Annotated in this window: 12 protein-coding genes and 4 tRNA genes; 12 read left to right on the top strand and 4 right to left on the bottom strand. The window is 42.1% G+C overall.

Going from position 1 to position 14,586, the window contains the following annotated elements:
• Positions 1-253: 253 nt before the first annotated feature.
• From trpA to FTU98_RS10805, 4 genes are read left to right on the top strand one after another with little or no spacing between them, the layout of a single operon-like run.
• Positions 254-1,057, top strand: coding sequence for a tryptophan synthase subunit alpha (gene trpA / locus FTU98_RS10790; protein ID WP_179991588.1), 804 nt, complete (start codon positions 254-256; stop codon positions 1,055-1,057).
• Positions 1,054-1,950: an acetyl-CoA carboxylase, carboxyltransferase subunit beta gene (accD, locus tag FTU98_RS10795; protein ID WP_004976262.1), complete on the top strand. Its 897-nt coding sequence runs from the start codon at positions 1,054-1,056 to the stop codon at positions 1,948-1,950. The genes trpA and accD overlap by 4 nt, the downstream gene beginning before the upstream one ends.
• A complete protein-coding gene (folC, locus tag FTU98_RS10800) occupies positions 1,947-3,230 on the top strand; it encodes a bifunctional tetrahydrofolate synthase/dihydrofolate synthase (protein WP_131261959.1) in 1,284 nt (427 codons plus the stop codon). The genes accD and folC overlap by 4 nt, the downstream gene beginning before the upstream one ends.
• Positions 3,221-4,267, top strand: coding sequence for an SPOR domain-containing protein (locus FTU98_RS10805; RefSeq protein WP_373683427.1), 1,047 nt, complete (start codon positions 3,221-3,223; stop codon positions 4,265-4,267). Before folC ends, FTU98_RS10805 begins: the two co-directional genes overlap by 10 nt.
• Positions 4,268-4,410: 143 nt before the next feature.
• Here FTU98_RS10805 and FTU98_RS10810 read toward each other — a convergent pair whose 3' ends face one another.
• Entirely contained in the window at positions 4,411-5,052 is a 642-nt protein-coding gene (locus FTU98_RS10810) for a peroxiredoxin (protein WP_136144594.1), read from the bottom strand.
• Positions 5,053-5,390: 338 nt separating this feature from the next.
• On the opposite strand from FTU98_RS10810, the gene secA reads away from it, so the two are divergent.
• The 8 genes from secA to FTU98_RS10850 all read left to right on the top strand — a co-directional run bounded on the left by secA (position 5,391) and on the right by FTU98_RS10850 (position 11,810).
• Positions 5,391-8,105, top strand: coding sequence for a preprotein translocase subunit SecA (gene secA / locus FTU98_RS10815; protein WP_154321035.1), 2,715 nt, complete (start codon positions 5,391-5,393; stop codon positions 8,103-8,105).
• A gap of 163 nt (positions 8,106-8,268) precedes the next feature.
• A complete protein-coding gene (locus FTU98_RS10820) occupies positions 8,269-8,628 on the top strand; it encodes a hypothetical protein (RefSeq protein ID WP_154321034.1) in 360 nt (119 codons plus the stop codon).
• Between the two features lie 195 nt (positions 8,629-8,823).
• Positions 8,824-10,044: a bifunctional glutamate N-acetyltransferase/amino-acid acetyltransferase ArgJ gene (gene argJ / locus FTU98_RS10825; protein WP_096902401.1), complete on the top strand. Its 1,221-nt coding sequence runs from the start codon at positions 8,824-8,826 to the stop codon at positions 10,042-10,044.
• A 150-nt stretch (positions 10,045-10,194) separates the two neighbouring features.
• Positions 10,195-11,262, top strand: coding sequence for a quinolinate synthase NadA (gene nadA / locus FTU98_RS10830; RefSeq protein ID WP_026438463.1), 1,068 nt, complete (start codon positions 10,195-10,197; stop codon positions 11,260-11,262).
• A gap of 153 nt (positions 11,263-11,415) precedes the next feature.
• A tRNA-Pro gene (locus tag FTU98_RS10835) sits at positions 11,416-11,492 on the top strand.
• A gap of 46 nt (positions 11,493-11,538) precedes the next feature.
• A tRNA-Arg gene (locus FTU98_RS10840) sits at positions 11,539-11,615 on the top strand.
• Between the two features lie 38 nt (positions 11,616-11,653).
• Positions 11,654-11,729, top strand: a tRNA-His gene (locus FTU98_RS10845).
• 4 nt (positions 11,730-11,733) lie between these two features.
• Positions 11,734-11,810: transfer RNA gene (locus FTU98_RS10850), tRNA-Pro, on the top strand.
• Positions 11,811-12,000: 190 nt separating this feature from the next.
• On the opposite strand, the gene FTU98_RS10855 is transcribed toward FTU98_RS10850, so the two are convergent.
• The 3 genes from FTU98_RS10855 to FTU98_RS10865 are packed head-to-tail and all read right to left on the bottom strand — an operon-like array spanning position 12,001 to position 14,205.
• Positions 12,001-12,477 (bottom strand): OmpA family protein, encoded by a 477-nt coding sequence (locus tag FTU98_RS10855; protein WP_154321033.1) that lies wholly within the window; start codon positions 12,475-12,477, stop codon positions 12,001-12,003.
• The gene (locus FTU98_RS10860; RefSeq protein WP_154321032.1) at positions 12,470-13,705 is read right to left on the bottom strand and encodes a diguanylate cyclase domain-containing protein; all 1,236 of its coding nucleotides are present in this window, start codon (positions 13,703-13,705) and stop codon (positions 12,470-12,472) included. The genes FTU98_RS10855 and FTU98_RS10860 overlap by 8 nt, the downstream gene beginning before the upstream one ends.
• Positions 13,702-14,205, bottom strand: coding sequence for a YfiR family protein (locus FTU98_RS10865; RefSeq protein ID WP_180051401.1), 504 nt, complete (start codon positions 14,203-14,205; stop codon positions 13,702-13,704). Before FTU98_RS10865 ends, FTU98_RS10860 begins: the two co-directional genes overlap by 4 nt.
• Positions 14,206-14,586: the final 381 nt, after the last annotated feature.

Consider the following 14,586-nt stretch of genomic DNA (forward strand, 5'->3'; position numbering starts at 1 on the left):
AAAGCACGATTGAGCAAGTTTCAAAAACCGATAAGCAGGCAAAATTAGGCATCTTTGATCATTGAGAAAAAAGCGCAAATATCAGTAAATGTAGCCTCGCGGTTGTTCTGAATAAATCGTTTTGCAAACAGAAATGCAGCAACTCATGCCTGTGCGCTATTCATTGAGTAAAAAATAGCGTTACAATGGGTCAATTTGTATTTCTACAATAGCAAATGTCTCAGTTTTAATCATTCAAGGAAAATACAACCCTATGTCACGTTTAGCCACACGATTTGCACAGCTTGAATCTCAACAGCGTAAGGCCTTGGTTTCTTATGTTATGGCAGGTGACCCTCATCCAGAAGTCACAGTTCCGTTGTTACATCAAATGGTCGAGGCAGGGGTAGATGTCGTTGAATTAGGTTTGCCGTTTTCAGACCCAATGGCTGATGGTCCAGTAATTGCCCTCGCTGCAGAGCGAGCGTTGGCAGGTGGAACCAATACGCTAGATGCTTTAAACATGGTCAAAGAGTTCCGTCAAAAAGATCAGGAAACTCCTGTGGTATTGATGGGATATTTAAACCCTGTAGAAGTCATTGGTTATGAAAAGTTTGTTGAATATGCACATGACTGTGGTGTCGATGGTGTACTTCTGGTCGATTTACCACCTGAAGAAGCCCAAGAATTTGATGAAGTCCTGAATAAATATGGGATGAATCAAATTTTCTTGTTAGCGCCAACTTCTACACCAGAGCGTATTCAATTTGTTGCAAACCAAGCCAGTGGCTTTATTTATTATGTTTCTTTGAAAGGCGTGACGGGTGCAGCAACACTTGATGTTGCAGAAGCAGCAACCCGCATCCAACAGATTAAAGCTGTAACCAACGTGCCTGTGGGTGTGGGTTTTGGCATCAGTGATGCTGCATCTGCCAAATCAATGGGCGCGGCTGCCGACGCAGTCATTGTCGGAAGTGCTTTTGTAAAACAATTTGCGAGCTTAGCACCAGAACAAGCCGTCATTGCAACGGTTAATAAAGTGAAGGAGCTTCGAGCTGCGCTCGATGAGTTAGTATGAGTCAAGAAGTGAAAACAGGGAAAATTCTAAGCCCATCGACGCCGTGGACTGCACGTGGTGTACCTGGTATTGAAACACCAGATGAGCAACAAGCGTTAAAAGCGATCTTTACTGAACCAACGATTGAATGTCCAGAATGTCATGCCTTGGTGACACGTACGGCAATGTCGTTCAACGCTTATGTATGCCCACAATGTGATGAACATTTACGCATGAAAGCGCGTGAGCGTTTAACTTGGTTCTTTGACCAAGTACAAAACGAATTAGGTCAAGAATTCTCTGCCAAAGACCCACTCAAATTTGTAGACAGCAAAGCTTATCCTGAGCGTATGACTGAAGCGCAAAAGAAAACGGGTGAAACCGAAGCTTTAGTGGTGATGCAGGGCTTATTAAAAGATATGCCAGTCATTGCTTGTGCATTTGAGTTTGATTTTATGGGCGGCTCAATGGGTACCGTAGTGGGTGACCGTTTTGTGCAAGCTGCTGAACGTGCGATTCAGCAAAAACAACCGTTAATTTGCTTCGCAGCATCGGGCGGTGCGCGTATGCAAGAAGGCATGTTGTCATTAATGCAAATGGCGCGTACTTCTGCAGCAATTCAACGTATGAAAGAAGCAGGCTTACCTTACATCGTAGTATTAACACATCCTGTATATGGTGGTGTAACTGCATCATTGGCGATGCTGGGTGATGTGCACATTGCAGAACCTAAAGCGATGATTGGTTTTGCGGGTAAACGTGTCATTGAGCAAACTGTACGTGAAAAACTGGAAGAACCGTTCCAACGTGCAGAATACTTACTTGATCATGGTGTGGTCGATCAAATTGTCCATCGTCATGCATTACGTGATACAGTTTATCGTATTCTTGCGAAACTGATGAACTTGCCTTGAACACAGCACCTCTTGCAACCGATGATTTAAACACATGGCTCAATTATTGGAGCCATGTTCACGTTACGGGTATTGATTTAGGTTTGGAACGGGTCATTCCCGTTGCAGAAAAATTGGGTGTAACCCATCCTAAAGCTAAAGTCATTACGGTTGCGGGAACCAATGGCAAAGGCTCAACCACAACCACTTTAGCGGCTATTTTAAATGCGCAGGGCTATCGGGTTGGGTTGTACCAATCGCCGCATATTTACCGTTTTAATGAACGGGTCAAATTAGCAGGTGTCGAGGTCGATGACCAAAGTTTGATTGATGCTTTTGTGCAAGTCGATCAAGCACGACGTGATTGCGATCTGAGTTTATCTTTCTTTGAAGCCACGACTTTGGCAGCCTTTGTGATTTTTAAAGCACGTGACTGCGATGTGTGGGTGCTTGAAGTCGGTTTAGGCGGACGCTTAGATGTGGTCAATGTCGTTAATCCAGATGTGGCGGTTATTACCAATATCGGTTTAGACCATGTCGATTGGTTAGGCGATAGCATCGAAAAAATTGCCTATGAAAAAGCAGGCATTATTCGTCCTAACATTCCTGTCATTTTTGCAGGTCAGCAAGATTTGCCTCAAGCTATTCAAGATAAGGCAGCAGCTTGTAATGCACCATTGTTTACCCTGAATCGTGATTATTTTTATCGGGACATGCAAGATGGTGAGTCGTGGATGTTTGCTGCATCGGGCTGCACCTTAAAACTTCCCGCAGGCAGCTTGGCACTTGATAATATTTCAACGGCTGTGGCAGCAGTCTTGCACAGTGGTTTAGAAATCACCCAAGATGCAATTGCACAAGGTATTCAAACGGCCAAATTGGCGGGACGTTTTGAAATTCGTCAAATTCAGGGCAAAACCGTGATTTTTGATGCAGGACATAACCCGCATGGCGTTGAATTTTTGTTAAAGCAATTGCGCAATTTCTTAAATTACAATAAACAGTACACTGAAGTGGTCAGTGTTTTTTCAATGCTTGCAGATAAAGATATAAATTCTGTGGTTGAGTTATTGAAAGATAGTGTCGTAATGTGGAAAATTGCCACATTAAATGTGCCTCGTGCGGCGGAGATCACGGTTTTGGATCAGGCTTTGCAAGGCGAAACAATACAACACTTCGACAGTATACAATTGGCTTTTAAATCAGCACTGGATGAAACAAAAAATAATCAGCTGATTTTGGTATGTGGATCATTTCATACCTTAGAAGCGGTATGGGAGTATTTGGAAGAATGTCAATGAATAACAAACAGCGCTGGATGGGTGGCGTTGTTTTATTAGGTGGTGGTGTTTTATTGGCAGCATTGCTTTTAAAAGGGCAAGAAGAAATACATCAAAATAATGTGAAAACCCCAAGCCAAGCCGAACAAGTTCAACATAAAAATGCCAATCAGGCAGAAATGGTGCAATTGCAGCCTTTAACTGTCGATGTGCAAACCGAACAGCGTCTGCTTGAAGAACAACGCCGTGCGCGTGAAAAAGCAGTGGCAGAGCAAGAAGCGCGTGCAGCTGAGTTTTTAGCAATGCAGCAACAGGCAGAAGCTGAAGCAGCGCGTAAAGCTGCAGAAGAATATGCTGCTTTAAATGCATTGCGTTCTGGTCAGCAGCAAAGTTCTGACAATATTCCGCCTGAATTGGTCGAAGATGAACAAGCCAAGCAAAAGCGTTTGGCTGAAGAAAAAGCCGCCCAGCAAAAGAAGTTAGAGCAGCAAAAGGCAACGGATGCCAAGAAAGCTGCTGAGTTAAAAGCTGCGCAAGAGCGTAGTGCTGCAGAGAAAAAAGCAGCAGATGAAAAGCGTTTAGCGGAAGAAAAACGCATTGCAGAAGAAAAACGTTTAGCGGAAGAACAACGCCAAGCCGATGCAAAACGTAAAGCTGAACAAGAGCGCAAAGCCGCTGAAGCGAAAAAAGAAGCAGAACGTAAGGCTGCCGAAGATAAGCGTAAAGCTGAGGAAAAACGCAAAGCTGAAGAAGCAGCCAAGAAAAAGACTGAAGCTGAAAAAGCACGTAAGTTATTGGAAGAAGGTGATAAGCAGTGGATGGTACAAGTGGCTTTGGCTGCTAACCAAGCCAATGCCGATGCTTTGGCGGCAAAACTGAAAGCCAAAGGTTATAAAGTCACCCAAAGTCCAACGTCTAAAGGGGTTCGGATTATGGTTGGGCCATCTAAAGACCGTGATGCTGCAGATGCAACCCGCAAGAAAATTACCGCAGACCCAAGTTTGAATATGAAATCTGCATGGGTGATTGACTGGGTACCGTTAGATAAACGCGACTAGATCATTCGATCAAAATGTTTATTAAAAAGGATTTAATCTTTTGGGTTAAATCCTTTTTTAATGCTGATTGAGTTTAGGCGTGTTTCAAATGCTTTGATTGTAAAAAGCCTATCCGAAGATAGGCTTGCTCATGTAACACTTAATTAAGTGCGGTTCGGTTGTTTGGTCAAACGTAAATAAGGCTTGATGGCTTTATATCCACTTGGGAAGCGTTCTTTAAGTTCCGCTTCATCCTGAATGGCAGGCACAATGACCACATCTTCACCATCTTGCCAGTTGGCAGGCGTTGCAACCTTGTAATTGTCAGTCAGTTGTAGTGAATCAATGACACGTAAAATTTCGTGGAAATTACGTCCTGTAGAAGCAGGATAAGTAATGATCAAGCGTACTTTTTTATTTGGATCAATAATGATTAATGAGCGGACAGTCAGTGTTTCGCTGGCATTCGGGTGAATAAAATCGTACAGGGTAGACACTTTACGATCTTGGTCAGCAAGAATTGGGAAATTAACCGTTGTATCTTGAGTTTCGTTAATATCTTGAATCCAGCCTTTATGAGATTCAGCATCATCTACAGAAAGTGCAATCGCTTTGACATTGCGCTTGCTGAATTCATCTTTCAGTTTTGCGGTATAGCCTAGCTCGGTGGTGCAGACAGGTGTGTAATCGGCAGGATGCGAAAATAGAATGCCCCAGCTGTCACCTAAAAATTCATAAAAATCAATTGGGCCTTCATTTGAATCTTGTGTGAAGTTGGGTGCGATGTCACCTAAGCGAATAGTCATTGTGTACCTCTGTCTTGTTTTGTTGTGTGATGTATGCGTACTACTATGCGCCATTCCTTTTGCAGAATTAAATAGTGTTTTTGTATGTGCTTATGAGTAATTTGAATATGGTGTGTCATTTTTATTGCATTTTCAAAATAGATTGATGTGTGATTGCTATATATCGTCCGCTCGAAATTTGTTACATTAACTGCTACTTAGCAGCGAGAAATGGCAAGTAGAGATTGGAATTTTTAATAGGTTTTTGTGCAAAACCCTTGTACTTCAAATTTCTAGCACCATAATAACCACTAAGAAAAACCTATTTATTTGACAAGCAAGATTTAGAGAGTTTATTCATGTTGGCAAGTCTGATCGGAGGAATCTTCGGTACTAAAAATGAGCGCGAACTCAAACGCATGCGTAAAATCGTAGACAAGATTAATGCGCTCGAGCCGACGATATCTGCCTTAAGCGATGCAGACTTATCTGCAAAAACCGAAGAATTCAAACAACGTTATAACAAAGGCGAAAGTTTAGATAAATTATTACCAGAAGCATTTGCAGTATGTCGTGAAGCCGCCAAACGTGTCATGAGCATGCGTCACTATGACGTGCAGTTGATTGGTGGTATTACCTTGCATGAAGGTAAAATTGCAGAAATGCGTACAGGTGAAGGTAAAACCCTAATGGGAACTTTGGCCTGTTATTTAAATGCTTTAAGCGGTCAGGGCGTGCACGTCATTACTGTGAACGACTACTTGGCACAGCGTGATGCCGAACTCAACCGCCCTTTATTTGAGTTTTTAGGTTTAAGCATTGGCATTATCTATTCCATGCAAGACCCGACTGAAAAAGCACAGGCTTATCGCGCAGACATTACCTACGGTACCAATAACGAATTTGGTTTCGACTACTTGCGTGACAACATGGTGTTCTCGCTGAGTGAGAAAAAACAGCGTGGTCTGACTTATGCCATTATTGATGAAGTGGACTCGATCTTAATTGATGAAGCACGTACCCCATTAATCATTTCTGGTCAAAGTGATGACTCATCGCAGTTATATGCAGCAATCAACACCATTCCGCCAAAATTGCATGCACAAAAAGAAGAAAAAGTAGCCGATGGTGGACATTTCTGGATTGATGAAAAACAACGTACTGTAGAAATGACCGAAATTGGTTATGAAACGGTAGAAAATGAATTAATTCAAATGGGTTTATTGGCAGAAGGCGAAAGTCTGTATTCTGCATCTAACCTGAATTTGGTGCATCACGTATCAGCAGCTATTCGTGCGCACTTCTTGTATCAACGCAACGTGCATTACATCATCCATGATGGTGAAGTGATTATTGTCGATGAAAACACAGGTCGTACCATGCCTGGCCGTCGCTGGTCAGAAGGCTTGCACCAAGCGGTAGAAGCCAAAGAAGGCTTAGAAATTCAGCCTGAAAACCAAACTTTAGCGACCACAACTTTCCAGAACTATTTCCGTTTATACAAAAAATTATCGGGTATGACGGGTACTGCAGATACTGAAGCTGCAGAAATGAAAGAAATTTATGGTTTGGATGTGGTGATTATTCCAACCCACCGCCCAATGATTCGTAATGACCAGAACGATTTGATTTATTTAAACCGTGCAGGCAAATACAACGCAATTATTCAAGAAATTCAGCGTGTGCATGAAGCGGGTGTAGCGCCAATTTTGATTGGTACCGCAACCATTGAAGCTTCGGAAATTTTATCGGACAAACTGCGTGAAGCGGGTATTCAGCACGAAGTGTTAAATGCGAAGCAACACGAACGCGAAGCTGACATCATTGCGCAAGCAGGCTCACCACGTGCGGTGACTATTGCCACGAACATGGCAGGCCGTGGTACAGATATTTTGCTAGGTGGTAACTGGAAAGCCCTGCTAGCCAAAATTGAAAACCCAACCCCTGAAGATGAAGCGCGTTTAAAGGCAGAGTGGGAACAAAATCACGACATGGTGTTAAGTTCAGGTGGCTTACACATTATTGGTTCAGAACGTCACGAATCGCGCCGTATTGACAACCAGTTGCGTGGTCGTGCAGGTCGTCAGGGTGACCCAGGCGTGTCACGTTTCTATTTGTCACTTGAAGATGACTTAATGCGTATTTTCGCAGGTGATCGTGTTGTAGCAATGATGCGTGCTATGGGCTTGCAGGAAGATGAAGCGATTGAACACAAAATGGTGTCACGCTCTATCGAAAATGCACAGCGTAAAGTTGAGGCACGTAACTTCGACATCCGTAAAAACTTGTTGAAATACGATGACGTAAACAACGAACAACGTAAGATCATTTATTCACAGCGTGATGATATTCTGGCAGAAAGCACGCTGCAAGACTATATTGAAGAAATGCACCGTGAAGTGGTCACAGGTATGATCGCCAATTATATTCCACCAGAATCGATTCATGATCAATGGGATATTGAAGGTTTAGAGCGTGCCTTGCGTGATGATTTGGGCATCGAATTACCAATTAACCAATGGCTCGAAGATGATCGTCGCCTAGATGAAGAAGCTTTAGTAGAACGTATTGCCGATGAAATTGTCACACGTTATCGTGCACGTCGTGAGCAAATGGGTGATGAATCTGCAGCGATGTTAGAACGCCACTTTATGCTCAGTTCACTTGATCGTCATTGGAAAGATCACTTGGCGGCAATGGACTATTTACGTCAAGGTATTCATTTACGCGGCTATGCGCAAAAGAACCCTGAGCAAGAATACAAAAAAGAAGCATTTAACTTATTTGTGAACATGCTGGGTGTGATTAAAGCTGATGTGGTCACTGATTTATCACGTGTACACGTCCCAACGCCTGAAGAATTGGCTGCCATGGAAGCGCAACAACAGGCACAGGCCGAAGCCATGCAGTTGAACCTTTCTCATGCCGATGTAGACGGCTTAACGGGTGAAACCTTTGAATCAGAACCGCAAGCGGTAGCTGCTGATCAAGCGGTGGTACCACCTGCAAGCCGTAACTCACCATGTCCATGTGGTTCAGGACTGAAATACAAGCAGTGTCACGGTAAAATTTAAGTTTGATGAACTTTGCAAAGCAGAACTTCGGTTCTGCTTTTTTATCGCATTTTGGCTTAAAACTTTGTAGCAATAGTTTTGCAAGATGTGTATAGCATTTGCAGATTTTGGAATTAAATGCTATTTAGTTGCACATGCAATATATCCATACGTGGAACAAAAAATGAAAAAAGTATTACAACCTTTAATGATTGTCGCACTTAGCTTGCCAACGTTGACCTTTGCGAATGCTACAGCGACAACGACCACTGCTGCAAAAGTTCAGGCTGCTGTAGGACCCACTACAGCACAGGCTCAAGTGGATAATGGTCACGTGACTGTGGCAAGCCCACGCACAGGTATTCGTTATACCTTTGCCAATCCAGATCAGCGTCCAATCGTGTTGCATACTGCAGCGATTGCACCTGCGAATGCTGCCAATGTAAATCGTATTGTGGCTGCAAATCCTGCTTTATCTGCAGCAAGTCAAGAACGTGCAAAACAGGCTTTATTGGGTGAAACCGTGGTTGCGACTACGCCATAATCCAAATAGGCTCAATCAGTATAATTTTAGTTGCTGATGCATTACACTGAAGATTAAAACCAGTCCATACGGGCTGGTTTTTTATATATGACCTTGTGTATTAACAAAAGTTGAGTCAAGCAGGGAGGATGCTCGATTTTTTCTTCAATTTCCACTAAGCTGTGACATTCTCAAATTTGTACTGGAAATTTCAAAATGGCAGTTGGTGACGTCTCTATGCCACACATGCATGTGGTCAAAGGTGTAAAAATTGGTTCAGCAGAGGCTTATGTGCGTTATCAGAACCGACGTGACCTGGTTATTTTTGAATTTGCAGCAGGCTCAAATGTAGTGGGCGTATTTACTCAAAACGCATTTTGCGCTGCGCCTGTGCATGTGTCCAAAGCACATTTAGCTCAAGGCAATCCGCGTTATTTGGTCATTAATACAGGTAATGCCAATGCGGGTACAGGCAAATTGGGTATGCAAAATGCAGAAATCACCTGTGCCAAATTGGCTGAATTGGCAGGTGTATCTACCCAAGAAGTTTTGCCATTTTCTACAGGTGTGATTGGTGAGCAATTGCCGATTGAGCGCTTGGTTGCTGGTTTAGCGCCTGCGCTGGCATCGTTACGTGAGGATGCTTGGCATGATGCTGCGACAGGTATTATGACCACAGATACCACGCCAAAAGGTGCATCTGAGCAGTTTGAGTTAGATGGTATTACTTATAGCATGACAGGCATTTCTAAAGGTGCAGGTATGATTCGCCCAAATATGGCGACCATGCTTAGCTATGTTGCAACCGATGCACCAATTCAACGTGACATCTTGCAGCAATTACTCAAACACAGCGTAGAACAATCGTTTAACCGTATTACTGTAGATGGCGATACCTCGACCAATGATTCATGTATCTTGGTGGCGACAGGTCAGGCGGGTGGCACTGAAATTTGCAGTGAAAATGACCCGCGTTATGCTGTGGTATTAGATGTTTTGAATCGTGTGATGTTGCGTTTGGCACAACTGATTATCCGTGATGGTGAAGGTGCAACAAAATTCATTACGGTACGTGTTGAAGATGGTGACAATACCCAAGAATGTTGTGATATTGCGTACAGCATTGCACATTCACCATTGGTAAAAACGGCCATTTTTGCCTCAGATCCAAACTGGGGGCGTATTCTTGCTGCAATTGGTTATGCAGGCGTGCCAAATTTAGACGTTGAAAAAATTCAGGTTTGGTTGGATGATGTGCAAATTTGCAAAGATGGCGGTGCTGCTGCCGACTATACCGAAGCAGCGGGCGCGCGAGTCATGGCACAAACCGAAATGACCATTCGTGTAAATTTAGGACGTGGTCAAGCGACAGATACAGTCTATACTTGTGACTTGTCTTACGATTATGTCAAGATCAACGCGGATTACCGTTCGTAAAAATTCAAATTGAGTGATAAAGCCTCCGTTGTGAGGCTTTTTTAGCATTCAATCGGCAAAGGGCTGGTGAATGAGTAAATTGCCCCCATATCATCAGTGACTTGAGTAAGCTTGTGTTCGGGCAAGCATGAAGATAGAGAAGACGTTGTTATGAATGATGCGACCAATTTAATTGCCAATGAAGCCAAATCAATTGTGCAGGCGCATTTAGATCGCTTGGGTGAAACCAAAGAACATCATTTGAGTGAGCAAGCCAAGCAGGAAAAATTTGCGCAAATTAAAGCAGAACTCGAAAAGCACAATGCTGTCTTGGTTGCCCATTATTACTGCGATCCTGAAGTACAGGAACTGGCTGAATTAACAGGTGGCTGTGTTTCGGATTCACTGGAAATGGCACGTTTTGGTCGTGATCATGCGGCAACCACGTTGGTCGTAGCTGGTGTAAAATTTATGGGCGAAACTGCCAAAATTTTATCGCCAGAAAAAACCATTCTTATGCCAACTTTAGAAGCGACTTGTTCGCTAGACTTAGGTTGTCCTGTCGATGAGTTTAGCCGCTTCTGTGATGCGCATCCTGATCATACAGTCGTGGTTTATGCCAACACGTCCGCTGCGGTAAAAGCGCGTGCAGATTGGGTCGTTACCTCAAGCTGTGCGGTTGAAATTATTGAACATCTCGATAGCTTAGGTGAAAAAATCATTTGGGCGCCAGATCAGCACTTAGGACGCTATATTCAAAAGAAAACTGGCGCAGATATGCTGCTTTGGGATGGTTCGTGTATTGTGCATGAAGAATTCCGTTCACGCGGTATAGCCAATATGAAAGCCATGTATCCGGATGCAGCAGTTTTGGTGCATCCAGAATCACCAGAATCAGTTGTTGATGTAGCTGATGCGGTGGGCAGTACCTCGCAACTTATTCAAGCGGCAAAAACTTTGCCACACGAGCGTTTAATTGTGGCAACAGACCGCGGTATTTTCTACAAGATGCAGCAAGCTGTACCAAATAAAATTCTAATTGAAGCACCAACTGCAGGTGAGGGTGCAACCTGTCGTTCATGCGCACACTGCCCGTGGATGGCGATGAATGAATTGGATGGAATTTTGCATGTATTGCAAACAGGTGATCAAGAAGTATTCGTTGAACCTGCCATGGCAGAACGTGCTAAATTACCACTAGATCGTATGTTGAATTTCAGTGCGAGCTTAAAACGCTAAAATTGATTGAAAAATATCAAAAATGCTTGATAAATATACGGTTGAAGCTTTTTTTTAATTTTTTTTAAATATAGGTGTTGACGTCTTCGGGCGTCGCGCCTAGAATGCACACCGTACCGCACGATGTGCGATACACAAAAAGCTGAGATGAATCGGAGCATAGCACAGCCTGGTAGTGCACCTGGTTTGGGACCAGGGGGTCGTAGGTTCGAATCCTACTGCTCCGACCAATTCTTCAAGGCAACGTATCGCATGATATTATGTATCATCGGTCATGCGCCTGTAGCTCAGTTGGATAGAGCATCCGCCTTCTAAGCGGATGGTCACAGGTTCGAATCCTGTCAGGCGCGCCATTTTTTGGTAGCTTGGTATAAAAGAACCAAACATGATGGTGGATGTAGCTCAGTTGGTAGAGCCCTGGATTGTGATTCCAGTTGTCGCGGGTTCGAATCCCGTCATTCACCCCAATTTCGGAGCATAGCACAGCCTGGTAGTGCACCTGGTTTGGGACCAGGGGGTCGTAGGTTCGAATCCTACTGCTCCGACCATTTTCTAAATAGAACAGATGCTAAGTATAAATGGTCAAGTCAATAAAGATACCGCGTTAAGCGGTTTTTTTATGCCTGAAATTTGTGAAAGCCTTGTTAGGTTTAAAATTGGCTTCATATTAGTTATTGGTCGGCATAAAAAAGCCTCAAGAATGAGGCTAAAAATAAGAAAGTTTTAGTGTCTTTTTTATTAAGGCACAATCGTCACATTGACGCGTCGGTTGGTGGCACGATTTGCTGGTGTGTCATTGCTTACCATTGGTTGTGTTGCACCGCGCCCAATCACCTGAATATTTTTTCTTTCAAAACCTTGATCTAAAAAAACCTGAGCCACATTTTGGGCGCGTTTTTCAGAAAGGGTTTGATTGTAGCTGGCTAAGCCTAGGTTATCTGTGTGACCAATAAACTTGAGTTTATCCAAGTCATATTTATGCAGCTGTTGTGCCAATTGGTTCAGGCGTTCTTTTTGGTTGTTTTGAATGGCGTATTCATCAAAACCAAATAACAAGCGTTCAGGCAGGGCTAAAGTCCAGCCATCATCACTTAAAATAAAACCTTCTTGTTTTAGCATGCGTGCCTGCTTATAGCTGACATTCCCTAAACTCATGCAAGCACTGAGTGAAACCATAACAAAAATAAGTGTACCGATCAGAACTTTTTTAAGCATAAGGAACCTGTTTATTGTTTGATTGAGGTGAAATATACCATTTTGATTGATCACGTTTGGCTTTGAGCATTGCGCGATCGACATCGGCAATTAAATTTTCAGGAGTTTTGGCATATTCAATCAATGCTACGCCAATACTGACATTTAGGGAAACTTGTTGCTGTTCATACCTAAATGTAGAGCCATAGCACGCATGAATCTTTTGACAATAACCCTCTAATTCTGAAGTGGAGTGTGAGCCAGTTAAGATTATTGCAAATTCATCGCCACCTAAACGCGCAACAAACGCATGTGAGGGCAAAATCTGAATTAGACAATGCGATGAATCACGCAAGATATTATCGCCAGTCAAATGCCCAAATTGGTTATTGATTTGGTTAAAGTTATTAATATCTAAAAAAAATACTGCGGCCGTAGCAGAAGGCTGGGTAAATAGCTTAAACAGTGTTTCATAAAAATAATTACGATTTGGTAGCTGCGTTAAATTGTCGTATTGTGACTGAAATTGCAGTTTATGATTTTCGACCAATAAATTTTTATGGGATTGTTCAATTTCATTGAGTAAGCCATTAAAGGCATAACTCAGTTCATGAAGTTCTTGAATATCTGAACTTGAAACGTGCAGCTTATAATTTTTTTGTGCACTGATCTCCTGTGCCGAGCTGACAATAGAACTTAAAGATTGCATGAGATATTGATAAATTGAATTAATTGACCAAAACACAGCAATTAAAAGCAAAATAAAACCGAAAATTAAACCTAAAACGATTTTATAAAAGAAACTAACCAAGTCACTAGAGTTTCCATACACCACCAGTTCGCCATAGTTTTGCTGATCATGGTCAATACTCAGCCGAACAGGATGATTAAAAAACAGATAGTCCAATAAAGCCTGAATTGAAAAATGCTCTAGACCTTGCTGTTCAATAAAGGCAATACGTGTCTGTTTAGGTGAGCGTACTTCAATTGAACGAATAGAATAACGCTGCGTATGTTCAGACAGAATTTTGTTGAGCGTCATTTGATCATTAAAAACCACTGCAGGCTGAATGCGTTCATTTAATGCTGCAGATAAACTTTGCAAACTATTTTTTGCGAAGGTGTTCATGGTGTAGGTTGAAATGACCAGAAAAATCATTGAACAAATTGTAAAAGTCAGAGCAAAGATAGTGAGTTGTGCGCGTGTGAATAATTGATGCAAGGTAATTGGAGTGTATAACTGCTTCATGAGTTTGACTCCGATGTTTTTGCAAGCAGTAATACACGCGGATCAATATGCACTTGAGATTGAGTCAAGCTTTCCATGTTGACTTTAAAAGCATAGTTATCATTTTTTTTATAAAGACAAAAAGCGCTGCCAGTTTCACATTCCAGATTGTTTAAACTAATAGATAGGGCTGGAAATCGAACTTGAGTATTTAAGGTATGTTGTTCTTGTGCAGCAGAAAGCGTAGAAAAAATTAATATTTGACAATTACTTTTAGATATTTCATGGCTTTGAATGGGTTGAATGTCATATTTATTATGTAATGGGGCATGTTTTTTGAATTGTTGTGCAATATTATCTTGATTTACAAAACAAAGTTTGGGCGTGCTAGCTTGCCATTTTGCATACGCTAAAATGGAGAATGTAGTGTTATAAAGATTTGATGCAGGTGCAGCATACAAAATAGGTGTTTGCATTGCTACAAATGACAGCAAGGTTATTATTTTTAAATTTTGAGTCATTTCAACACAACACGAATGAACATTAAAGTAGTGTAGCTAATATTGGAAAATAAGCATACTGCTAATTTTGAGCAAGAATGATACAGATCTAAATGATTTTGCCGAATAAATAACCGTTCGGACTAAAAAACTCATAAAACTTAAAAAGAGGGGTTGCAAGGCAAAATATTTCACCTATAATGCACATCCATCGGCGGTGATGAAGATTAAAACTTCTGATAAAACAATGACTTGGTTAAGAATGATTGAGTTGGGTTTTAGAAAGAAAGTTTAAAATAATTTAAATTACCAGTTGACACTTTAGAAATAAAGCGTAATATAGCCGACCTAGCTTGATGCTGACGAAGCATCGAGAAGATCATTAAGAGATTATGAAGAACA

This window comes from Acinetobacter sp. YH12211, from assembly GCF_013418015.1.
Lineage (GTDB): Bacteria > Pseudomonadota > Gammaproteobacteria > Pseudomonadales > Moraxellaceae > Acinetobacter > Acinetobacter towneri.